Genomic DNA, 22,108 nt, shown 5'->3' with positions numbered 1-22,108 from the left:
GCGACGAACGCGCGGACCGAACCAAGCGGTTCCCCGACGGCGCTACCGAATCGGCACTCCGGCCAAGGTTCGAGCGATGACCAGCCGCTGAATCTCGCTCGTCCCCTCGAAGATCGTGTAGATCGCCGCATCCCGGTGCATCCGCTCGACGGGATACTCGCGGGTGTACCCGTTACCGCCCAGAATCTGAATCGCCTGCCCGGTGACCTTCTTGGCCGTCTCGGAGGCGAACAGCTTCGACATGGACCCCTCGGCAGCGGTGAACGGCTTCCCGTTGACCGCCATCCAGGACGCCCGCCACACCAGCAGCCGAGCCGCGTCGATGGAGGTCCGCATGTCCGCGAGCTGGAACGCGACCCCCTGGTTGTCCACGATGGGCCGCCCGAACTGCTCCCGGGTGACGGCGTAGTCGAGAGCGACCTCGTAGGCGGCCCGGGCCGTACCCACCGCCATCGCCCCGACGGCAGGCCGCGACGCCTCGAACGTGGCCATCGCCGCGTTCTTGACCCGCTCACCACTGCGGGCACGCTCCCGCGCCCGCGCCAGCCGCTCGTCCAGCTTCTCCTTGCCCCCGAGCAGGCAGGACCCGGGCACCCGGACGTTGTCGAGCACGACCTCGGCGGTGTGCGAGGCGCGGATGCCGTGCTTCTTGAACTTCTGCCCCTGGGACAGTCCCGCCGTGCCGGGCGGGACGATGAAGGAGGCGTGGCCCTTGGAGCCGAGGTCGGGGTCGACCACCGCGACGACGACGTGGACGTTGGCGATGCCGCCGTTGGTGGCCCAGGTCTTCGTGCCGTTGAGCACCCACTCGTCCGTGGCCTCGTCGTAGACGGCGCGGGTGCGCATCGAGGCCACGTCCGAGCCCGCGTCGGGCTCGGAGGAGCAGAACGCGGCGACCTTCACGTCACTGGCGTCGCCGTACATCTGGGGAATCCAGGTGCCGATCTGCTCCTCGGTGCCGTTGGCGAGGACGCCGACGGCGGCGAGGCCGGTGCCGACGATGGACAGCGCGATGCCCGCGTCGCCCCAGAACAGCTCCTCCATGGCCATGGGTATGCCGAGCCCGGTGGGGTCGAAGTACTGCTGGGCGTAGAAGTCGAGGGAGTAGATGCCGACCTTGGCGGCCTCCTGGATGACCGGCCAGGGAGTCTCCTCACGTTCGTCCCATTCGGCGGCCGCGGGGCGGATCACGTCGGCGGCGAAGCCGTGCAGCCAGTCCCGGACCTCCTTCTGTTCGTCGTTGAGCTCCATGGTGAACTCGGCCATGTCCCCTCCAGCGGCGGCGCGTATTACTGTTACTAGCGGTAACCAGAGTGTGTTACCGACCGGTAGCAGAAGTCAACTCCACATGTCCTCTCGGTATCCCGTTCGATGTCAGGGGGCCTTTCAGTGTTACTTTGCGCAGGCGTCACCGAATCAGCACAGGTGGGGAGAGCACATGGACACCACGCAGCGGACCGACCAGCAGCGGTCCGCCGACCGCCGACGGCGCGAGTTGCTGGAGGCCGCCGACCGGGTGGTGCTGCGCGACGGCCCGCAGGCGTCGATGAACGCCATCGCCGCGGAGGCGGGCATCACCAAGCCCATCCTCTACCGCCACTTCGGCGACAAGGGCGGGCTCTACGCCGCTCTGGCCAAGCGGCACACCGACGCCCTGCTCGACTCCCTGCGGGCCGCCCTGGACGCGCCCTCGGACCGGCGCGAGCGGGTGGAGAACACCCTCGACACCTATCTGGCCGCCATCGAGGCCCGGCCGCAGGTCTACCGCTTCCTGATGCACCCCGCCGAGGGCAGCCCGTCCGGCGACCCAGGCTTCGACGTGGGCAAGCACAGCGTGCCGCTGCTGCGGCGGATGGGCGAGGAACTGGCCCAGGTCATCGAGGAGCGCGTGGACCTCGGTCCGGGCAGCGAGCAGCTGGCCCGGGTGTGGGGGCACGGGATCGTCGGCATGATGCACGCGGCCGGCGACTGGTGGCTCGGCGAGCGCCCCTGCTCCCGCGCCGAACTCGTGCGCTCCCTCGCGGACTTGCTGTGGGGCCGCCTCGCGGCAGCCGGGGACCGGATCGGCGGTCCCGGCTTCTGAACACCCGGTGAGGAAGCTCAGCGGCTCCAGTCGGCCCGCTTCACCTGCCGCTCCAGCCGCCGCTTGCGCCAGCCGGTGACCCGGTCCGCGTAGACCGTGCCGTCGAGGTGGTCGCACTCGTGCTGGAGGCAGCGGGCGAAGAAGCCCGTGCCGTGCACGGTCACCGGCTCGCCGTCCACCGTGAAGCCCTCGACCACCGCGTGGTCGTACCGCTCCGTGCCCGCCTCCAGACCGGGCAGGGAGAGGCAGCCCTCGGGGCCGCGCAGCTCGATGCCGTCCGCCGTCACCAGGCGCGGGTTCACGACATGGCCGAGGTGGCGCACCTCCTCGTCGTCGGGACAGTCGTAGACGAACACCCGCGAAGGGACACCGATCTGGTTGGCGGCGAGACCGACTCCCCGGGCCGCGTACATGGTCGCGAACAAGTCCGCGACGAGCCGGGCGAGTTCCGGACCGAAGTCGGTGACCTCCGCGCAGGGGGCGTGCAGTACGGGGTCGCCGAGGAGGGAAAGCGGCCTGACGCGCCCTCGGGCGCCCGGGATGGAGCGTTGTCGCATGGCGGCAAGGGTACGGTTCGTTCGGCCCATGACGACCGCGCGGTGTGGGCCGGGATTCGGGTGTGCGAACGGTTCTCGATAGGCTGAGGCCCCCACCACGTTGCCGGATGGCCTGAGGCGCGGCGCGTACGCAAGGAGGATCGAGGACTGATGGCAGGCAACTCGGACCCGCTCTCGCCGCGGGCCAAGCTGGCCGTGACCGCGGGCAAGGCGGTCGCGGCGGCATCGCGCGCCGCCGGGCGCGGCAGCGGGTCGGTGATCGGCGGAAAGGTCGCCCTGCGGCTCGACCCCGACCTGCTGGCCCGGCTGGCCACGCACCTGGACGTCGTCCTGGTGTCGGCGACCAACGGCAAGACCACCACGACCCGGCTCATCGCGGAGGCGCTGCGCGCCGCCGGACCGGTCGTGTCCAACGCGCTCGGCGCCAACATGCCGGCCGGTATCACCTCCGCCCTCGCGGGCGGCTCGGACGCCAAGTTCGGCGTCATAGAGGTGGACGAGAAGTATCTGGCCGGTGTGGCGCGCGACACCAGCCCGAAGTGCATCGCGCTGCTGAACCTCTCGCGCGACCAGCTCGACCGTGCCGCCGAGACCCGGATGCTCGCCGAGAACTGGCGTGAGGGTCTGTCGGACTCCAAGGCCGTGATCGTCGCCAACTGCGACGACCCGCTGGTGGTGTGGGCGGCCTCGTCCTCCCCCAACGTGGTCTGGGTCGCGGCCGGGCAGATGTGGAAGGACGACGCCTGGTCCTGCCCGTCCTGCGGCGGCGTCATGCAGCGTCCGGGCGACGACTGGTTCTGCGGCGAGTGCGGCTTCCGCCGTCCGACGCCGAGCTGGGCGCTCTCCGGCGACCACGTGCTCGACCCGCACGGTTCGGCCTGGCCGATCCACCTCCAGCTGCCGGGCCGCGCCAACAAGGCGAACGCGGCCAGCTCCGCGGCCGTCGCCGCCGTCTTCGGGGTGCCCCCGCAGGTGGCCCTGGAGCGGATGTACCAGGTGCAGGCGGTCGCCGGACGCTACGACGTGGTCCAGTTCCAGAACCGCGACCTCAGGCTGCTGCTGGCGAAGAACCCGGCCGGCTGGCTGGAGACCTTCTCGCTGATCGACCCGCCGCCGACCCCGGTGATCCTGTCCGTGAACGCACGCGGCGCGGACGGCACCGACACCTCGTGGCTGTGGGACGTGGACTACACGCGGCTGACCGGTCACCCGATCTTCGTGATCGGCGACCGCAAGCTGGACCTGGCCGTCCGCCTGGAGGTCGCGAACCAGAACTTCCAGGTGTGCGAGAACCTCGACCAGGCCGTGCAGATGGCACCGCCGGGCCGTATCGAGGTCATCGCGAACTACACCGCGTTCCAGGACCTGCGCCGCCGGGTCGGCAACTGATCAGGAAGGGCGATCACCTATGAGCGACAACCAACTGCGGCTGGTGTGGATCTATCCCGACCTGCTGAGCACCTACGGCGACCAGGGCAACGCCCTCGTCGTGGAGCGCCGGGCGCGCCAGCGCGGCCTGGACGTGGCCCGGCTGGACGTGCGCAGCGACCAGCCGATCCCGACCTCCGGTGACATCTACCTGATCGGCGGCGGCGAGGACCGGCCCCAGCGGCTCGCGGCCGAGCGGCTGCGCCGGGACGGTCACCTCCAGCGGGCGGTGGAGAACGGCGCGATCGTGTTCTCCGTGTGCGCGGGCTACCAGATCCTGGGCCACGAGTTCATCAACGACCTGGGCCAGCGCGAGCCGGGTCTCGGTCTGCTCGACGTGGTCTCGGTGCGCGGCGAGGGCGAGCGGTGCGTCGGCGACGTGCTGGGCGACATCGACCCGCAGCTCGGTCTGCCCCCGCTGACCGGCTTCGAGAACCACCAGGGCGTCACCCATCTGGGCCCGACCGCCCGCGCCTTCGCCCAGGTCCGCCTGGGCCGGGGCAACGGCACCGGGGACGGCACGGAGGGCGCGTACAACGGCACGGTGTTCGGCACGTACATGCACGGGCCCGTGCTGGCGCGCAACCCGCAGATCGCGGACCTGCTGCTGAAGCTGGCGCTGGACGTGAACGCGCTGCCGCCCATCGACGACCGGTGGTACGAGGCGCTGCGCGAGGAGCGGATCGCGGCGGCGAAGCAGCCCGCGTAAGGGCGACGCCCGAAAGGGTCAAAGCAGTACATTCCAGGCGGGCCTGTGACGGTGTCACGGGCCCGCCTGACTGTGTGTCCGCTCAACTGTGCGGGCACGTCCATCAGGCGGACGCCCGGTGGGGCGGCGGCCGATCCCGCCGTAGTCTGACCGGGAAAGCCGCCGGACAACGCGGTCCGGCCTCCCGGTACTCGTCGAGAAGGTATCTCGGGCTATGCGCATTGGTGTCCTCACATCCGGCGGCGACTGCCCCGGTCTGAACGCCGTCATCCGGTCCGTCGTACATCGCGCCCTCGTCGACCACGGCGACGAGGTGATCGGTTTCCGGGACGGCTGGAAGGGCCTCCTGGAATGCGACTACGTCAAGCTCGACCTCGACGCCGTGAGCGGCATCCTCGCGCTCGGCGGCACCGTCCTCGGCTCCTCCCGGGTACGCCCGGAGCGGCTGCGCGGCGGGGTGGAGCGGGTACGGGGCCACGTCGAGGAACTGGGCCTGGACGCGATCATCCCGATCGGCGGCGAGGGCACCCTCAAGGCGGCCCGGCTGCTCTCCGACAGCGGGCTGCCGATCGTGGGCGTGCCGAAGACCATCGACAACGACATCGCCGCGACGGACGTCACCTTCGGCTTCGACACGGCGGTTGGTGTCGCGACCGACGCGCTCGACCGGCTCAAGACCACCGCCGAGTCCCATCAGCGGGTGCTGATCGTGGAGGTCATGGGGCGCCACACCGGCTGGATAGCGCTGCACTCGGGCATGGCGGCGGGCGCCCACGCCGTCCTCGTCCCGGAACGGCCCTTCGACGTCGAGGAGTTGGCGCGCCGGGTCGGCGCGCGCTTCGCGGCGGGCAAGCGGTCCGCCATCGTGGTCGCGGCCGAGGGCGCCGAGCCGCGCGCGGGCTCCATGGAGTTCGACGAGGGCGGCACGGACGTGTACGGCCACCGGCGCTTCGCCGGGGTCGCCCGGCAGCTCGCGGTGGAGCTGGAGCGGCGGCTCGGCAAGGAGGCCCGTCCGGTGATCCTCGGGCACGTCCAGCGCGGCGGCACCCCGACGGCGTACGACCGGGTGCTGGCGACCCGGTTCGGCTGGCACGCGGTGGAGGCGGTGCACCGCGGGGAGTTCGGGATGATGACCGCGCTGCGCGGCACCGAGATCGTGACGGTGCCGCTGGCGGAGGGGGTGAGCCGGCTGAAGACGGTCCCGGCGGAGCGGTACGCCGAGGCGGAGTGCGTGGTCTGAGGGACCGGGGGCAGGGGCGACCCCGCTCACGGGCGGTCACGGCGGCGCCCGTACCCTGAGTGCGGACAGAATCCGCACAACCCTCACGAACCAGGAGCCGCCGGATGGACCACAGCGGGCACGGCATGATGCCGGATCTGCCGCCGTTCACGCTGGGACGGGGGCTGGAGTGGTCGACGGACCCGTTCTTCCTGATCGCCTGTCTGGCCGGGCTCGGGCTGTACGGCTGGGGCGTGGTGCGGCTGCGGCGGCGCGGGGACCAGTGGTCGACGGCGCGGACCGTGTCGTTCGCGGTGGGCGTGCTGACGATCGGCCTGGTGATGTGCACCAGGCTGAACGACTACGGCATGGTGATGTTCAGCGTGCACATGGTGCAGCACATGATCATCAGCATGCTGTCGCCGATCCTGCTCCTGCTCGGCGCCCCGATGACGCTGGCGCTGCGTGCGCTGCCGACGGCGGGCAAGGGCCGCAAGGGTCCGCGCGAGCTGCTCCTCGCGCTGCTGCACAGCCGGTACATGCGGGTGATCACGCATCCGGCGTTCACGATCCCGATGTTCATCGCGAGTCTGTACGCGCTGTACTTCACCCCGCTGTTCGACTTCCTGATGGGCTCGCCGCTCGGGCACATCGCGATGATGATCCACTTCCTCGCGGTCGGTGTGGTGTTCTTCTGGCCGATCATCGGCGTGGACCCCGGTCCGCACCGCCCCGGGTATCTGATGCGGATGCTGGAGCTGTTCGCGGGGATGCCGTTCCACGCGTTCTTCGGCATCGCGCTGATGATGGCGTCCGAGCCGATGGTGAAGACCTTCCAGCACCCGGCCGCCTCCCTCGGCATCGACGCCCTCTCCGACCAGAACGCGGCCGGCGGCATCGCCTGGGCGTTCAGCGAGGTGCCCTCGGTGCTGGTGCTGATCGCCCTGCTGTTCCAGTGGTACGGCTCCGAGCAGCGCCAGGCCCGCCGCAAGGACCGCGCGGCGGACCGGGACGGTGACAAGGAGCTGGAGGCGTACAACGCCTATCTGGCCTCCCTGAGCGGGCGCCAGGGCTGACGCCGCCGAGGGAACGGACGTCGTACGGGGCCGGTCGCAAAGGACGCGACCGGCCCCGAGTCGTGCCACGGACGGCGGATGCGGGGCACCATGGGGGTGGACCGACCACGAGGAGGGTGCCGCGATGCCCGGTTCCACGAACGGTTCCACGAACGGCTCCACCAGGGTGATGGGGGCCCTGACGGTCGGCGGGCTCGTCGTCGTCACCGCGTACACGGTCGCCCTGGGCGGCAACGGCTGGCTGTGGTTCGGCTGGATCGTCCTGGTGCTGCTGACCCTGGCGCTGGTCCTCACCAGGTCATAGGTCGCAGACGCGCGGGGGCGGCGCCCCGGCCAGCTGACTTACAGTGCCCGCATGAGCAGCAGGGCCGCGTCCTTCGACGACCTCGACCGGAAGATCATCACCGCGCTGATGGCGAACGCCCGGAGCAGCTTCGCCGAGATCGGCGCGGCGATCGGGCTGTCGGCCACGGCGGTGAAACGGCGCGTGGACCGGCTGCGCGAGACCGGGGTGATCACCGGTTTCACGGCCACCGTGCAGCCCACCGCCCTTGGCTGGCGCACCGAGGCGTACGTCGAGGTCTACTGCGAGGGCGCCGCCCCGCCCCGGCGCCTGGCCGAGGTCGTGCGCGGGCACCCCGAGATCGCGGCGGCCATGACCGTGACCGGCGGCGCGGACGCGCTGCTGCACGTACGCGCGCGGGACGTGGAGCACTTCGAGGACGTCCTGGAACGCATTCGCGCCGAGCCCTTCATCCGGAAGACGATCAGCGTGATGGTCCTGTCCCACCTTCTCCCGGACGCTCCCGAGGCGGGCGCCACCCAGGCCGCACCGGAGTGATCGCCCGTTAAACCTCGGACGGACGCAGGTGTCGTGCGTTCTCCCAGGTGGAGACGCAGCGATACTGCGCGGACACGCAGCTTTTGTTTCTTGTCCGCCGTCGCCGGGTGTTCTTACCGTGGTGACATCCCGAGTGACACACCGGAAAGCGGAGGAAACCCTCTGTGGCCGAAACCCGTGTGCGGCGCCCCCGGCGCTTCCTGGTCTGCGAACCCAGACACTTCGAAGTGCGGTACGCCATCAACCCCTGGATGCGTCCCGAAGCTCCCGTGGACGTGGAGCTGGCGCGGACGCAGTGGCGCACGCTGGTCAGCGCCTACCGCGACCACGGACACACCGTGGAGGAGATCGACCCGGTCCCCGGGCTGCCCGACATGGTGTTCGCCGCCAACTCGGCGTTCGTCGTCGGCGGCCGCGTGTTCGGCTCGCTGTTCCACGCCCCGGAGCGGCGTCCGGAGTCCGAGCACTACGACGCCTGGTTCAAGACGGCCGGGTACGACGTCTACCGTCCGCTGTCGGTCACCGAGGGCGAGGGCGACCTGGTGTGGACCGGCCGCTACGTGCTGGCCGGCACCGGCTTCCGCACCTCGCGCGAGGCCCACCGCGAGGCCCAGGAGTTCTTCGGGCACCCGGTGATCGCCCTGACCCTGGTGGACCCGTACTTCTACCACCTGGACACGGCCCTGTTCGTGCTGGACGACGACAACGTCGTCTACTACCCGGAAGCCTTCTCGGCGGGCAGCCAGGAGGTGCTGCGCAAGCTGTACCCGGACGCCGTGCTCGCCACCCGGGACGACGCGCTGGCCTTCGGTCTGAACTCGGTGTCCGACGGCCGTCACGTCTTCATCGCCCCCCAGGCCGAGGCACTCGCCGCGCGTCTGGACGACCATGGATACACCCCCGTTCCCGTCGACCTGTCCGAGCTGCACAAGGCGGGCGGCGGCATCAAGTGCTGCACTCAGGAGATCCGCTCATGACCGCACCCGCGCACCCGCGCACGTCCGACGACCTCATCCGGGCGGAGGAGCCGGTCCTCGCGCACAACTACCACCCGCTGCCCGTCGTCGTCGCACGGGCCGAGGGCGCCTGGGTGGAGGACGTCGAGGGCCGCCGCTACCTCGACATGCTGGCGGGCTACTCGGCCCTGAACTTCGGCCACCGCCACCCGGCGCTGGTCCAGGCCGCCCACGACCAGCTCGACCGGCTCACGCTGACCTCCCGCGCCTTCCACAACGACCGGCTCGCCGAGTTCGCGGAGCGCCTCGCGGCCCTCACCGGGCTCGACATGGTGCTGCCGATGAACACCGGCGCGGAGGCGGTGGAGAGCGGCATCAAGCTGGCCCGCAAGTGGGCGTACGACGTGAAGGGCGTCCCCGACGGCCGGGCGGACATCGTGGTCGCGGCGGACAACTTCCACGGGCGGACGACCACCATCGTCAGCTTCTCCACGGACGAGTCGGCGCGAGCGGGCTTCGGCCCCTTCACGCCCGGTTTCAAGGTCGTGCCGTACAACGACCTCGCGGCGCTGGAGGAGGCGGTCGACGAGAACACGGCCGCCGTGCTCATCGAGCCCATCCAGGGCGAGGCCGGGGTGATCATCCCGGACGACGGCTATCTCACCGGGGTGCGCGAGCTGACCCGGCGCAAGGGATGCCTGTTCGTCGCGGACGAGATCCAGTCCGGGCTCGGCCGCACCGGGCGCACCCTCGCCGTCGAGCACGAGGACGTGGTACCGGACGTCCTGCTGCTCGGCAAGGCGCTCGGCGGCGGGATCGTGCCGGTGTCGGCGGTCGTCGCCCGGCGCGAGGTCATGGAGGTGCTGCACCCGGGCGAGCACGGCTCCACCTTCGGCGGCAACCCGCTCGCGGCGGCCGTCGGCACGGCCGTGGTCGAGCTGCTGGAGTCCGGCGACTTCCAGAGCCGGGCCGCCGAGCTGGGCCTGGTCCTGCGCGAGGGACTCACCGCGCTCCTCGGCCACGGCGTGACCGGATTCCGGTCGCGCGGGCTCTGGGCGGGCGTGGACGTCGACCCGGCGCTCGGCACCGGGCGCGAGATCAGCGAACGGCTGATGCGCGAGGGCATCCTCGTCAAGGACACCCACGGCTCGACCATCCGGCTCGCGCCGCCGCTGACCATCACGGCGGAGGAGCTGCGCGGGGCGCTGGACACCCTGGCGAAGGTGCTGGGGCAGACGGACTGAGCACGGAGCCGGTGGGCCGGGCGCGTACGCGTCCGGCCCACCGGCGCGTCCGGCTCTACTCGCCGCTGTCGAGGAGCTTCCTCATCTCCGCGATCTCGGCGCTCTGGCCCTGGATGACGGCGCCGGCCAGCTTGGTGGCGGGGGCGTAGCGGCCCTTGTCCTTCTCCGTGGTGGCCATCTCGACCGCGCCCTGGTGGTGGCGGATCATCAGGGAGAGGAACGCGGAGTCGAAGGCGGCGCCCTTCTTCTTCTCCAGGTCCGCCATGTCCTCGCCACTCATCATGCCGCTCATGCCGCTCATGCCCGAGTGGGCGGAGTGGTCCATGCCGGCCATGGGCGGCTGCTCGCCCCAGGACTTCAGCCAGCCGCTCATGGTGCGGATCTCCGGCGCCTGTGCCTTCTCGATGCGCGCGGCGAGGTCCTTGACCCGCGCGGACTCGGCCCGTCCGGCGGCGAGCCGGGCCATCTCCAGGGCCTGCTGGTGGTGCGGGATCATGCCCTGCGCGAAGGCGACGTCCTGGGCGTCGTGCGGGGCCGCGGTGGCGGTGGCGCCGTGCGCGGAGTGGCTGCCGGTGTCGGTGTGGGTACCGCCGCAGGCGGTGAGGAGGAGGGCGGCGGAGAGGGCGGCCGCGCCGAGCGCCGCCGTGCGGAAGGTGTGACGGATGGTCATGCGAGGACTCCTGTGGTCCGAGAGGTGCGAGGGCATACCGCTGGACGCGACCGCGTACGGCCGCGCGGGTGCCTCTAGATCCGCAGGAGCTGGAGTTCCGCCAGGGAGGGCGGGGCCCGGGCGCCGTCCGGCGCCGTCACGGCACGGGCGGGCGCGAGGGCGCCGGGTACGGGGGTGACGGCGTCCGGGGAGGCGGGCAGCGCGAGTTCGGGCCCACCGGGTACGGCGCCCGACGCGCAGGTGGCGTCGGCGTGGTGGACGTGTCCGCTTCCGTCGTGCCCGTGGTCCGCCCCGCAGTCGCCGGGGGCGCTGATCATGACGGCCATGCGCGGAGCGCTCGCCCGGTGCATGGTCCCGGGTCCGCCGCCGGGTGCCAGGCCGTGCATGCCCAGCAGCCCGCCCAGCACGAGCAGCACGAGCAGGCGCCACGGGGGCGGGCCTGGGGTGCGCTGACGGGTGCGGGACATCGCCCGCATCCTACGACGGCACTCCCCCGGACCCGCGCCCGGACCCGCCGGGCCGCACTCGTCGGTCGGGACCCGCCGGTCAGGAATCCTTCTCGCCCCGGCGGTGCGGCAGGAACTCCCGGACCTTCGCCTTGAAGCCCTCGCGGACCACGGCCGCGCGGTCGCCGTCGCTCTTGACGACGGGGGCCGCGGCCGCCTCGATCCGGTCGCCCGTCAGGCCGGTCTCCTTGGCGTAGCCGACGTGGGCGCCCATGTTGCGCTCCATCATCTCCAGCGCCGCCTCCTCCAGTCGCGGATGGATGGAGGCGACCGCGTCCCTCGGGACCGTGACGCCGAGGTGGCGGATGTGGGCGTCCAACGCGGAGTAGAGCACGCACTGTTCGGTGACCTGACCGCACAGGACGACGTGGTCGACGCCGAGTTGACTCAGCAGGTAGGTCATGGGCGTCTCGTAGAAGATGGAGTGGCGGGCCTTGACCACGAAGAGCGAGTCGTCGTCCGGCGTGATCGGATCGACGAGGTCGCCGTGCGGTCCGGCCCGCGCGGTCTCCACGAGTTCGCCGTGGTGGGAGCGCCAGAGCCCGAAGTTGTCGTTCGCGTAGATCACGGGCACGCCCGTCTCGCGGGCGCCGTGGATCAGGTCCGCCACGACCGGTACGACGCGGCGGGCGGAGGGGACGAGGAGTTCGGCGTCCGGGTGGTCGTACGTGTTGATCATGTCGATCACGACGAGCGCGCGGCCCGCCGGCCCCTCGGATCCGCTCATGGTGCCACCGTCCCGGTCGTCAGCCCCGCAGGGCGGGCAGGACCTTGGTGCGGTAGAAGTCGAAGAAACCGCGCTGGTCCTTGCCGATCTGGTTGACGTAGACGGCGTCGAAGCCCGCGTCGGCGAAGGCGGCCAGCGCCTCGATGTGGGCCTCCGGGTCGTCGCCGCACGGTACGGACTCGGCGATCCGCTCCTCCGTGACCAGCTCGCACGCCTGCTCGAAGTGGCGCGGGGTGGGCAGGACCTGCGGGAGTTCGCCGGGGAGCGACTCGTTGGGCCACAGCCGGTGGACGGTGCGGACCGCCTCCTCGCGGTCGGGTCCCCAGCACACCTTCAGGCCGCCGGAGACCGGCGAGACGCCTCCGCCGCCGCGCCGGTACCGCTCGACCATGTCGGCGTCGGGGGTCATGGTGATCAGTCCGTCGCCGATGCGCGCGGCGACCTCGGCGGCCTGCGGGCCGAAGGCCGAGACGTCGATGGGGACCGGCTGGTCGGGCACCGTGTACAGACGGGCGCTCTCCACCGTGTAGTGCGTGCCCCGGTGGCTGACCTGCTCTCCGGTCAGGAGCTTGCGGATGACGGCGACGGCCTCCTCCAGCATCTCCAGCCGTACCGCCGTCTCGGGCCACGCGTCGCCCAGGATGTGCTCGTTGAGGGCCTCGCCCGAGCCGACGCCCAGCCGGAACCGGCCGCCGAGCTGGACGGCGCTCGTTGCGGCCGCCTGTGCGACGACGGCGGGGTGGATGCGCACGGTGGGGCAGGTGACGGCCGTCTCGACCGGCAGGGAGACCGCCTCGGACAGGGCACCGATCACGGACCAGACGAACGGGCTCTGGCCCTGCTGGTCGTTCCACGGGTGGTAGTGGTCCGAGATCCACAGACAGTCGAACCCTGCCTCCTCCGCGAGCCGGGCCTGCTCCACCAGCTCGGCGGGGCCGTGCTCCTCGCAGGAGAGGAAGTATCCGAAGTGAGCCACGGTGCATGCCTCCCGGGGCCGTGTGTACGAGGTCGTCCGTGACGCGGCTGCGCTCGCACCGGGTACCCGGTGCGAGCGCTGGCATCCACCGGGACCCGGACGCGCGGAAGGGAACCGGCCGGGACCGCTCAGCGGTGGCAGTCCGAGGAGTGGCAGTCGGACGCGGCCAGGATGCCGTAGGTGACGGTGCCGTAGATCAGGTGTGGGACCACGTCCGAGGTCCAGTCCACGGCCGACCAGGTCCTCGGGTCGCTCACGCCGAGCCGGGCCATCGGCAGGTCGGCACCCGCCATGGCGAGGGCGCCGGTCACGATGCCGCCCAGCCACCACGGCATCCGGATGCCCACGCCGCGCAGCACGGCGACGGCCACACCGGTGGCGCAGCCCACGCCGATGCCGGTGAGCGCGGCGATGCCGCTCACCCGGTTGTCCCGGGTCTCGCCCTCTCCGGGGACCGGGTGTCCCACGTCGTGCGCGACCTTGTCCACGACCTCGGACGGGGCGTCGCTGGCGGCCCTGCCCCGCAGGGCCATGTCGGCGTAGGTGACGGCGTTCAGCACGGTCGTTCCGGCGGCGCCCGCGACGCCGCCGCGCAGAATGGTCTGGATCATGGGCGCCGAGTTCCCAGGCGGGGACGGCCGAATCCTGATCGGGCCGGCCCGGTCACCACGGCTCCAGGATCGTCTTGATCATGCCGTCGCTCTTGGTCTGGAACATCTCGTACGCCTGCGGGGCGTCCTCCAGCGACATGATCTGGGTCGCGAAGGTGTCGACGCCGAGCGGGTCCTCGTCGGTGAGGAGGGGCAGGATGTCGTCCACCCAGCGGTGCACGTTGGCCTGGCCCATGCGCAACTGGATCTGCTTGTCGAACAGCGTGAGCATGGGCATCGGGTCGGTCATGCCGCCGTAGACCCCGGAGACGGAGAGGGTGCCGCCGCGGCGGACGGTGTCGATCGCGGCGTGCAGCGCGCCGAGCCGGTCGACGCCCGCGTGCTCCATGAGCTTCTGGGCGAGGGCGTCGGGCAGCAGCCCGGTGGCCCACTGGGCGGCCTTGGCGACGGGGGCGCCGTGCGCCTCCATGCCGACCGCGTCGATGACGGCGTCGGGGCCGCGTCCGTCGGTGATGTCGCGGATCGCGTCGGGCAGCGAGTCGCCGTACTCGCTGATGTCGAACACGGTCACACCGCGTTCCTTGGCGCGCTCCAGCCGTTCCGGCACCAGGTCGACCCCGATGACCTTGCCCGCGCCCCGCTCCAGCGCGATCCGGCAGGCCATCTCGCCGATGGGTCCGAGGCCGAAGACGGCCACCGAGCCGCCGGGCGGGATGTCCGCGTACTCGACGGCCTGCCAGGCCGTGGGCAGCACGTCGGACAGGTACAGGAAGCGGGCGTCGGGCGGCCCGTCGGGCACCTTGACCGGGAGTTCGTTGCCGAAGGGCACCCGCAGGTACTGGGCCTGGCCGCCGGGCACCTGGCCGTACAGCTTGGTGTAGCCGAACAGGGATGCGCCCATGCCCCGGTCGCGCACCTGGGTGGTCTCGCACTGGGAGTGCAGGCCCTGGGCGCACATGTGGCAGGTGCCGCAGGAGACGTTGAAGGGGACGACGACCCGGTCGCCGGGGGCGAGCGCGGTGACCTCGGGACCCGTCTCCTCCACCACGCCCATGGGCTCGTGGCCGAGTATGTCGCCCTCGTCGAGGAACGGCCCGAGGATCTCGTACAGATGCAGGTCCGAGCCGCAGATCCCGGTCGACGTCACCCGGACGATCACGTCGGTGGGGTTCAGCAACTGCGGGTCGGGGACGGTCTGGACCTGTACGTCCCTCCTGCCCTGCCAGGTGAGAGCACGCATGGTTCGCCTCCAGGAGTGTCGGTGCTCGCGGCTCGTCCTGGCACCGAGTACCCGGCGGCCGGGTGCTCACCCGGGCGGGTGGCCGACCGGGGACCGGCGCGGGGTTCGCGGCCCGGCGCCGGAGCGCATGGCCCGTCGTGTCCACGGGTACCCGACGGGCCGGGAAAACAGGTGGAACACACACGTACCGGAAGGAAGCCGTCATGGCGGACACGGGGCTGGGTGACACGGGCGGACTGCGGGTCGTGGTCGTGGGGGCGACCGGGAACGTCGGTACCAGCGTGGTGGGGGCGTTGAGCGAGCGCCCGGAGGTGGGGTCCGTCCTCGGGCTGGCCCGCCGGACCCCCGACTGGCAGCCGCGGAAGACGACCTGGGCGGCCGTGGACGTCGAGCCCGGCGGTGACGACCTCGTCCCCCATTTCAGGGGTGCGGACGCGGTGATCCAGCTGGCCTGGAAGTTCCAGCCCACGCACGATCCGCTGACGACCTGGCGGACCAACGTGCTCGGCAGCAGGCGGGTGTTCGACGCCGTCGCCGCGGCCGGGGTGCCCGCGCTGCTCCACGCCTCGTCGGTGGGCGCGTACTCGCCGGGCCCCAAGGACCGCGCGGTGGACGAGTCCTGGCCGACCGACGGCTGGCCGCAGGCGGCGTACTGCCGCGAGAAGGCGTATCTGGAGCGCTGTCTGGACGCCTACGAGCGGGCGCACCCGGAGATCCGGGTCGTGCGGATGCGGCCGGGCTTCATGTTCAAGCGGGAGTCGGCTTCCGAACAGCGCAGGATCTTCGCGGGGTCGCTGATCCCGCCGCAGTTGATCCGGCCGCAGTTCGTGCCGGCGGTGCCGGATCTGCCGGGTCTGGTGTTCCAGGCGCTGCACACCGACGACGCGGCCGACGCGTTCGCGCGGGCCGTCACGCTGCCGGTGCGCGGCGCGTTCAACCTCGCGGCCGAACCGGTCCTGAACGCCGACGAGTTGGGCAGGCTCCTGGAGGCGAAGCCGGTGCGCGTTCCACTGCCTCCGCTGCGGGCCGCGCTCGCGGCGGCCTGGTGGCTGCGACTGGTGCCCGCCTCCCCCGACCTCTTCGACGCGGTACTGCGGCTGCCCCTGATGAACTGCGCGCGCGCCCATGAGGAGTTGAGCTGGCAGCCGACGCGTACGGCGCTGGAGGCCATCAAGGACTTCCTCGACGGGCTCGGCGACCGCGCGGGCATGGACACCGCGCCGCTCGCGGCCTGAGTTCACCGCCGTACGCGGCGAACGTGTGCCACCGCGCCGGAACTGGCTCACCGGCCACCGCGACGACACCGAGCCCGAGTGCCCGCGCCGCGGGGACCCGCCGGACTCGCGGCGGGTGTCGGGGCGGCGGACGGCGTGGTGCCCCCACTGACGGCGCCGAGCGCGCGGCCGGAGGGGTTCAGCCCACGTAATCGCGGGCCGTCGAGCCGCGCCGTGCCCGTTGCAGGGTCATCAGCCGCCGCTCCAGCTCTGGCGGTACGGGGTCGCGCTGGCGCAGGACCCAGGGAGCCCGGCGAGCGCGTGGCCCACCGCGCGGGCCGAGGGCAGGTCCCAAGGCACGGTGGCCAGCAACTGGAGGGTGCGGCCGAGCGCGGGCCGCAGCGGTCGGCGCAGCCAGGTGAACCACAGGGTGTTGCGCAGCCCGAGCACGCGCCGTCCGGTGCTGTCGCGCAGCACGGAGGCCGCGTGGTGGACGGTCAGGTCCTCCAGGTAGCTGAGCCACCAGCCCTGCCGTTGCAGATCGGTGGCCAGCAGCTCCTCCTCACCGCCGAGCCACAGCCCGGGGTGGAAGCCGCCCGCGCGGCGGAAGGCGTCGGCACGCAGCACGGTGGCGCCCGCGAGGAACGAGCCGAGCGCGGGCCCGGGCAGCCAGTCGGGCCCGGTCAGCGGGGAGTCGCGCAGTTCCGGGACGACGGGGTCCTCGGTGCCGGCGGGCTCCACCACGATGCGGGCGGTGACAGTGGCGAGGCCGGGGTGCGCGTCGAGGACGTCCGCCGCCCGGCGCAGACTGCCCGGCTCCCACCAGGTGTCGTCGTCGCAGAAGGCGACATAGGGAGTGCGCACCTCGCACACCGCGAGATTGCGGCCGACGGCGCCGAGGTTGCGGCCGGGCTCCAGGAGCAGGACGCCGGGGAAGGCACGGCGGACGGCGTCGGCGGTGCCGTCGCGGGAGCCGTTGTCGGTGACGATCACGCGAGGGCGCTCGGGCAGGGACTCCAACAGCCTCAGGGTGCGCAGGAGTTCGGCGCGCCGTTCGTGGGTGATGACCACGACGGTGGTGCGCCGGTCGGGCCGGGCGGGGTCGGCCGTGGTGCCGTGGGCGTCGGGCGCGGGGGTGCCGGTGCGCGCGGGGATCATGACGTTTACCTCCCCGGCGGGGTGCCGTCGAGCAGTCTGGCCGCGTGCTCGACCCGCTGGGGCAGCCGGTGGCGGCGGGCCAGGGCGGCGGGGAGCCGGGCGAGCAGTTCGCGCAGGGCGGGGCGCGCCGGGGCGGTTCCGTACGGCGGCCGCGGCGAGGCGGGTGCTGGCGGCGAGGGCGACCGGGAGGGGGCGGCGCAGCCAGAGGGTCAGCACCGCGTTGCGGCGCAGCACGGGGCTGCGGCCGCGGCGGCCGGTCGGCTCGGGGTGGTGGCGGGCGGTCATGGCGGGCTCGTAGGAGACGCCCCAGCCGCCGGCGGCCAGGTCGTAGGCGAGCAATGTCTCCTCGCCGCCGAAGAACAGCAGGGGGTGGAAGCCGCCCGCGCCGAGGAACGCTTCCCGGCGCACCACGCAGGCGCAGGCGAGGAAGCCCAGCACGGGGCGTCCGGGCAGGTCGGGTTCGGCGGGCAGCGGGGAGTCGGCCAGTACGGCGTTGAGCGGGTCCTCGGCGCTCTCGGGGCCGACCAGGGTGCGGGCGGTGACAAGGCCCAGGCGGGGGTGGGCGTCGAGCAGGTCGGCGGCGTGACGCAGGGCGCCGGGCTCCCACCAGGAGTCGTCGTCGCTGAAGGCGACGTAGGGGGTGCTCGCGTGGGCGGCGGCGAGATTGCGGCCGAGTGCACCGGTGTTGGCGCCGGGGCGCAACAGGCGGGCGCCGCCGGGGTGTTCGCGCACCGCGCGGGCGGTGGTGTCGTCGGAGCCGTTGTCCACGACGATGACCCGGGGATGTTCGGGGAGGGCGGCCAGGGCGTCGAGGGTGCGCAGCAGGCTGGCGCACCGGTCGCGGGTGATCACGGCGACGGTGATCCGGCCCGCCGAGGACGTGCCCTCGGCGATCGGCGTGGGCGCGCTCGTGCACAGCGGGGGACGGCTCGCCGGCACGGCCCTGGCGGGCGTCGCGGTCGGCCTGCTCGGCACCGGCGCCGCCTACGCGGCCAACGGGCTGTCGTTCCTGTTCGTCGCCGCCGTCGTGCCCTTCCTGCGCCCGCTGCGTCACACCACGCCCGACGCCGCCCCGCCCCCCGGACGAACCGGCGGCTCCGCTCGGCGTGCGCGAGGGGCTCGCCTGGTTCGCCCGCCGCCCCCGCCTGGTGGCGCTCGCCTGCGTCACGGCGGTCAGCTCGGTCTTCGGCCGCAACTACGGCCTGACCCTCGCCGTCCTGGTGACCGGCCCGCTCGCCGCCGGGGCGAGCGCCTTCGGCACGGTCTCCGCCGTACTGGCCGTCGGCGGCATCGTCGGCGCGCTCGTCGGCGCCCGGCTGCGCCGTCCCTCGGTCCGGCTGGTCGGCGCCCTCGCGGCGGCCGGCGGACTGCTCCAGGCGGCGGCCGGACTCTCCCCCACCTGGGCCGTGCTCCTCGCGCTCGTGCTGCCGATGGCGGTCGTGGAGTCCGTCAGCGACACCGCGGGGACCGCCGTCCTCCAGACCGATCCGCCCCCGCATCTGCGTGGCCGGGTGCTCGGCATCTGGGGCAGCATCGGCACCGTGTGGAGCCTGGGCGGGCCCCCGCTGCTCGGCCTCCTCATGGAGCGGGCCGGAGCCCGGGGCGCCCTGGTGGCGGGCGGTCTGTTCATCGCGGTGAGCATCGCCGCGGGCTTCGCCGTACGCGCCCGCCGCTCCTCGGCGCCGGTGCCGTTGCGCACCGGAAAGGCGCACCGGCCCCGCCCTGAGGAGCTGAGCACGGCCGCCTGAGCGCGTCCGCTCCCGCCACACGGGCCGTGTTTCGCCCCGGTCCGCCTGGAGAACCGGCAGACGGACGCGGTCCGCCCGCACGGCGCCGGTCCTCCGGGAGGCGGCCGGACGAGGGTGGAGCATGTCAGCAGACGGAGCCCGACAGGGCGGGGGTGACGACGATGCGGCCGGGTGTCCCCGATCAGCCGTCCGACGACGGCACACCCCTCGGGGCACAGGAACGGCTGTGGGGCACGGAGATCCTCGCCGCCGCCCGGGGGATCGACCCCGAGCAGGTGCCCGAGGCACTGTGCCGCGCCTGTGTGGGGGTGCTGCCGGTCACCGGCGCCTCGGTCTCCATCGCGGGCGGACCGAGCGTACGGGCCACCTGGTGCGCCAGCGACCGTACGGCGGCGCGGCTCGCCGAGGCGCCGTACACCCTGGGCGACGGCCCCAGCCAGAGCGTGCTGGAGGACGCGGCGGCGGTGCTGGCCGCCGATCTCACCCAGGGCCCGGACTCGCGCCGCTGGCCGGTGTTCGCCGGTGAGGCCGTGGAACTGGGCGCGCGGGCGGTTTTCTCACTGCCGCTGGGCGTCGGCCGGACCACCATCGGCACCCTCGACCTCTGCCGCGACCGCCCCGGCGGACTCTCGGCGTCCGACCTGCGGATCGCGCTGTGGACCCGGGACGCGGTCACGTTCGCCATCATGAATCTCCAGCCCGGTCACGACGCGGGCGAACGGCCGGCCCAGGAAGGGGTGGCGCCGTGGATGGAGGCTTCGGAAGCCGACCACCGCGAGGTGCATCAGGCGGTCGGCATGGTCATGGTGCAACTCGATCTGGACCCGGAACAGGCCCTGGACCGGATGCGGGCACGAGCGTTCGCCGAGAGCCGCACGGTCAGCGACGTGGCGCACGACATCGTCCTGCGCAGGTTCGGCTTCGCGTCGGTGCCGGGCGGCGGCCGTGGCACGGACGCGGGCCGGCGGGGCACCGGTGAGGACGGACGGGCAGGCGATCGGTGATGCCGCCACCGGGTCACCGCCATCGGGCGCTGTCTCGTCGATCGGACCATGCCGCCGGACGACGTCCTCGCGTGGACGAGGTCCTCGCGGAACTCGCCCGACCTCCTGCCCGGTGACCGATGCGTGCGCGCCCGCCACGGGTACCCGGTCGCCGAGCGACGGGAGTACGACAGGAGGGCGCGTCATGACGAATCCCGATCCCGAGCCGCGCCGCACCCCTGGCCCCGCCCCGGGCGGCGGGGTGCCGCCGGGCGAGACCCCGCCCGCGGAGGGCGGCATCTCCGGCATCTCGCATCCGGAACCTCCCGAACTGCGCAAGGGGTGGGGGCCGATGCCACTCGTCGTGATCATGGTGGTGGTGCTGCTGGTGGCGATCGGGCTGATCGCCATGGCGGTGGCCCTGATGGTCTAGGGGGCGTCTGCCCTGTCTTCGTGGATCAGCCCGCGGCGGCTACGGTCACGGTCCGGGCGGCGGCGGTCCGGGCCGAGGCGGCCCGGCGCCCCGCCCTGATCGGCCGCGATGTTTGCCGCGCACAGCGCCGGTGACTCGTCACAGGCAGCCCCGTGGGGACTCCGAAGGAAGATGAAGACCGTGACCAGCGACATCGCCAGCACCAGGGACACCAGGGAAACCGACGACACCGAGGACGGTGTCGTGGACACGAGGGAGTGGGCGTCCGTCCGTGTCGTCGAGACCGGCTGGGCCAGAGCCCGCCGACTGCGCGGCGAACGGGTGCGTACCTGCGTGGCCGCGGTCGTCACGGAGGACACCCCGCCACGGACCGGTGCCGAGGGGAACATCGTCAGGGGCGAGGACTGAACCTTCCCGCCCCCTCCGTCCGCGAGGCGGCATGGGTGGCGCCAGGTGTGGCACCCGTGTCTCTGTGCGAGGGATGCGAGGGATACGAGCGACATGGCAGGCGGTGGTCCGCGATCTTTCCGCGACGGCGCGGGGAGTGCGCCGCGCATGGGCGGGACCGAGCCGCGAACGGGATCTGATCGCCCAGGCCGCGAAGGCCGCGCTGGCCGCCTGGATCGCCTGGGCGGTGGCCGGCTGGTGGCTGCACGTGCCCGCGGCGTTCGTCGCGCCCTGGGTCGCGGTCGTCCTCGTGGAGTGGACGGTCTACCGCTCCCTCGCCCACGGTCTCCAGCAGCTCGCGGCACTCGCCTTCGGCACCGTCGCCGCGACGGCCGTGGGACTCCTGATCACCGACACGGTCGCGGCGATGGCTGTCGTGCTGCCCCCGATGATGCTGCTCGGTCACTGGCGGCGCCTGGGCAACCAGGGGATCTACGCGGCCACCGGCGCCCTGTTCGCCCTGACCGCCGGGCCGGTGTCCATCGGCGCCGGGGCCGCCAGGATCGGCGCGGCCTGCTTCGGCGCACTCGTGGGCATCGGCGTCAACGCCCTGATCCGGCCCCCGGTCTATCTGCGTGACGCCCGCGCCCTCCTCCAGAACGCGACCGACGAGGCCCACGACATCCTGCGGGACGTGGCAGACGGTCTGGCCGAGGGGCACATGGCGGACGCCGAGGAGGCGGGCGCCTGGCACGAGCGGGCGCTGCGGCTGTACGGGCTCGTGGAGCAGGCCCGCGCCACGATGGTCCACACCCGGGAGAGCCTCAGGGTCAACCTCCGACACCGCACCGGAGCCGTCCCCCCGCCCGGCCAGGCGTACGACGACGCGCTGACCGTCCTCGACTACGCCGCCGTGCACACCGCCGGAGTGACCCGCACGGTCCTGGAGGTGGCCTCCGCCGACGGCTCGGCGCCCCGGCTGGACACCCAACTCGCGCGCCGTTACGGAGAGTTCCTCGGTCAGACCGCCCGGGCCCTGCATCTGTACGGTCACAGCAGGTTCGGGCACGACAGCGACGAGGCGCTGCGCGAGGCCGTGGAGAACCTGCGGGACACGCTCGCGCCCCTGCGCCGCGACCTGATCCGCTCGGCCGCGGACGACCCGGAGCGGATCGCCACCTACGGCACGCTGCTCACCCAGGCACACCGGCTGGCGGACCGGTTGCGGACCTCGGTGCCCGTTTCCGACGTGCGGAGCTGACGGGAATTCATTTCCACCGATTCACGTTTCACCCAATGTTCTCCGGATACGCGGAGGAAATCTCATTCCTCCACCCGAGAG

The 22,108-nt window shown here is 72.6% G+C and carries 21 protein-coding genes and 4 pseudogenes; 15 read left to right on the top strand and 10 right to left on the bottom strand.

Going from position 1 to position 22,108, the window contains the following annotated elements:
• Nucleotides 1–42: 42 nt before the first annotated feature.
• On the bottom strand, nt 43–1,266 hold the full coding sequence (locus ACWEEU_RS15190; protein ID WP_385739628.1) for an acyl-CoA dehydrogenase family protein: 1,224 nt from the start codon (nt 1,264–1,266) through the stop codon (nt 43–45).
• Nucleotides 1,267–1,438: 172 nt separating this feature from the next.
• On the opposite strand from ACWEEU_RS15190, the gene ACWEEU_RS15185 reads away from it, so the two are divergent.
• Nucleotides 1,439–2,083: a TetR family transcriptional regulator gene (locus tag ACWEEU_RS15185; protein ID WP_356103548.1), complete on the top strand. Its 645-nt coding sequence runs from the start codon at nt 1,439–1,441 to the stop codon at nt 2,081–2,083.
• A gap of 17 nt (nt 2,084–2,100) precedes the next feature.
• Here the strand turns inward: ACWEEU_RS15185 and def are convergent, their stop codons facing one another.
• On the bottom strand, nt 2,101–2,640 hold the full coding sequence (gene def / locus ACWEEU_RS15180) for a peptide deformylase (RefSeq protein WP_451732390.1): 540 nt from the start codon (nt 2,638–2,640) through the stop codon (nt 2,101–2,103).
• Nucleotides 2,641–2,790: 150 nt separating this feature from the next.
• On the opposite strand from def, the gene ACWEEU_RS15175 reads away from it, so the two are divergent.
• The 8 genes from ACWEEU_RS15175 (at nt 2,791) to rocD (ending at nt 10,113) form a co-directional block, all read left to right on the top strand.
• Entirely contained in the window at nt 2,791–4,029 is a 1,239-nt protein-coding gene (locus ACWEEU_RS15175) for a MurT ligase domain-containing protein (RefSeq protein ID WP_385739637.1), read from the top strand.
• A gap of 19 nt (nt 4,030–4,048) precedes the next feature.
• A complete protein-coding gene (locus ACWEEU_RS15170) occupies nt 4,049–4,777 on the top strand; it encodes a type 1 glutamine amidotransferase (protein ID WP_161183228.1) in 729 nt (242 codons plus the stop codon).
• 214 nt (nt 4,778–4,991) lie between these two features.
• Nucleotides 4,992–6,017 carry a 6-phosphofructokinase gene (locus tag ACWEEU_RS15165; RefSeq protein ID WP_451732386.1) on the top strand — a complete coding sequence of 342 codons (1,026 nt, stop codon included), beginning with the start codon at nt 4,992–4,994 and terminating at the stop codon, nt 6,015–6,017.
• A 104-nt stretch (nt 6,018–6,121) separates the two neighbouring features.
• On the top strand, nt 6,122–7,072 hold the full coding sequence (locus ACWEEU_RS15160; protein ID WP_385739643.1) for a cytochrome c oxidase assembly protein: 951 nt from the start codon (nt 6,122–6,124) through the stop codon (nt 7,070–7,072).
• A 124-nt stretch (nt 7,073–7,196) separates the two neighbouring features.
• Nucleotides 7,197–7,376 (top strand): hypothetical protein, encoded by a 180-nt coding sequence (locus tag ACWEEU_RS15155; protein ID WP_451732383.1) that lies wholly within the window; start codon nt 7,197–7,199, stop codon nt 7,374–7,376.
• A 51-nt stretch (nt 7,377–7,427) separates the two neighbouring features.
• Nucleotides 7,428–7,913 carry an Lrp/AsnC family transcriptional regulator gene (locus ACWEEU_RS15150; RefSeq protein WP_356103557.1) on the top strand — a complete coding sequence of 162 codons (486 nt, stop codon included), beginning with the start codon at nt 7,428–7,430 and terminating at the stop codon, nt 7,911–7,913.
• Nucleotides 7,914–8,077: 164 nt separating this feature from the next.
• Nucleotides 8,078–8,890, top strand: a complete 813-nt coding sequence (gene ddaH / locus ACWEEU_RS15145; RefSeq protein WP_385739647.1) for a dimethylargininase — start codon at nt 8,078–8,080, stop codon at nt 8,888–8,890.
• Nucleotides 8,887–10,113, top strand: a complete 1,227-nt coding sequence (rocD, locus tag ACWEEU_RS15140) for an ornithine--oxo-acid transaminase (protein WP_451732378.1) — start codon at nt 8,887–8,889, stop codon at nt 10,111–10,113. Before ddaH ends, rocD begins: the two co-directional genes overlap by 4 nt.
• Nucleotides 10,114–10,168: 55 nt before the next feature.
• Here rocD and ACWEEU_RS15135 read toward each other — a convergent pair whose 3' ends face one another.
• From ACWEEU_RS15135 to ACWEEU_RS15110, 6 genes and pseudogenes are all read right to left on the bottom strand, one after another.
• Complete coding sequence (locus ACWEEU_RS15135; protein ID WP_451732375.1) at nt 10,169–10,783, bottom strand: DUF305 domain-containing protein; 615 nt, start codon at nt 10,781–10,783, stop codon at nt 10,169–10,171.
• 74 nt (nt 10,784–10,857) lie between these two features.
• On the bottom strand, nt 10,858–11,250 hold the full coding sequence (locus ACWEEU_RS15130; RefSeq protein WP_385739656.1) for a DUF6153 family protein: 393 nt from the start codon (nt 11,248–11,250) through the stop codon (nt 10,858–10,860).
• A 238-nt stretch (nt 11,251–11,488) separates the two neighbouring features.
• Nucleotides 11,489–12,016: pseudogene (locus ACWEEU_RS15125) on the bottom strand (cysteine hydrolase family protein); the annotation flags it as partial.
• A gap of 19 nt (nt 12,017–12,035) precedes the next feature.
• Complete coding sequence (locus ACWEEU_RS15120) at nt 12,036–12,992, bottom strand: TIGR03557 family F420-dependent LLM class oxidoreductase (RefSeq protein ID WP_451732372.1); 957 nt, start codon at nt 12,990–12,992, stop codon at nt 12,036–12,038.
• Between the two features lie 128 nt (nt 12,993–13,120).
• Complete coding sequence (locus ACWEEU_RS15115; protein ID WP_385739665.1) at nt 13,121–13,603, bottom strand: hypothetical protein; 483 nt, start codon at nt 13,601–13,603, stop codon at nt 13,121–13,123.
• Between the two features lie 52 nt (nt 13,604–13,655).
• Nucleotides 13,656–14,843, bottom strand: a complete 1,188-nt coding sequence (locus ACWEEU_RS15110; RefSeq protein ID WP_385739668.1) for a zinc-dependent alcohol dehydrogenase — start codon at nt 14,841–14,843, stop codon at nt 13,656–13,658.
• 203 nt (nt 14,844–15,046) lie between these two features.
• Here ACWEEU_RS15110 and ACWEEU_RS15105 point away from each other — a divergent pair, with 203 nt between their 5' ends.
• Complete coding sequence (locus ACWEEU_RS15105) at nt 15,047–16,078, top strand: NAD-dependent epimerase/dehydratase family protein (protein ID WP_451732367.1); 1,032 nt, start codon at nt 15,047–15,049, stop codon at nt 16,076–16,078.
• Between the two features lie 178 nt (nt 16,079–16,256).
• On the opposite strand, the pseudogene ACWEEU_RS15100 reads toward ACWEEU_RS15105, so the two are convergent.
• Both ACWEEU_RS15100 and ACWEEU_RS15095 read right to left on the bottom strand, forming a co-directional pair.
• A pseudogene (locus ACWEEU_RS15100) lies at nt 16,257–17,215 on the bottom strand (glycosyltransferase family 2 protein).
• 5 nt (nt 17,216–17,220) lie between these two features.
• Nucleotides 17,221–18,133, bottom strand: a pseudogene (locus tag ACWEEU_RS15095) (glycosyltransferase family 2 protein).
• Here ACWEEU_RS15095 and ACWEEU_RS15090 point away from each other — a divergent pair.
• The 5 genes and pseudogenes from ACWEEU_RS15090 to ACWEEU_RS15070 form a co-directional block, all read left to right on the top strand.
• Nucleotides 18,084–18,963, top strand: a pseudogene (locus ACWEEU_RS15090) (MFS transporter); the annotation flags it as partial. The pseudogenes ACWEEU_RS15095 and ACWEEU_RS15090 overlap by 50 nt on opposite strands.
• Nucleotides 18,964–19,124: 161 nt before the next feature.
• Nucleotides 19,125–19,967 carry an ANTAR domain-containing protein gene (locus ACWEEU_RS15085; RefSeq protein ID WP_451732720.1) on the top strand — a complete coding sequence of 281 codons (843 nt, stop codon included), beginning with the start codon at nt 19,125–19,127 and terminating at the stop codon, nt 19,965–19,967.
• A 184-nt stretch (nt 19,968–20,151) separates the two neighbouring features.
• A complete protein-coding gene (locus ACWEEU_RS15080) occupies nt 20,152–20,379 on the top strand; it encodes a DUF6480 family protein (protein ID WP_385739717.1) in 228 nt (75 codons plus the stop codon).
• Between the two features lie 171 nt (nt 20,380–20,550).
• A complete protein-coding gene (locus tag ACWEEU_RS15075; protein ID WP_451732364.1) occupies nt 20,551–20,787 on the top strand; it encodes a hypothetical protein in 237 nt (78 codons plus the stop codon).
• Nucleotides 20,788–20,860: 73 nt separating this feature from the next.
• Nucleotides 20,861–22,027, top strand: a complete 1,167-nt coding sequence (locus tag ACWEEU_RS15070; protein WP_385739721.1) for an FUSC family protein — start codon at nt 20,861–20,863, stop codon at nt 22,025–22,027.
• The last annotated feature ends 81 nt before the right edge of the window (nt 22,028–22,108 follow it).

The organism is Streptomyces sp. NPDC005004, from assembly GCF_053600675.1.
The sequence above is the reverse complement of the archived record's forward strand: the minus strand, read 5'-3'. Positions and strand labels throughout refer to the sequence as shown.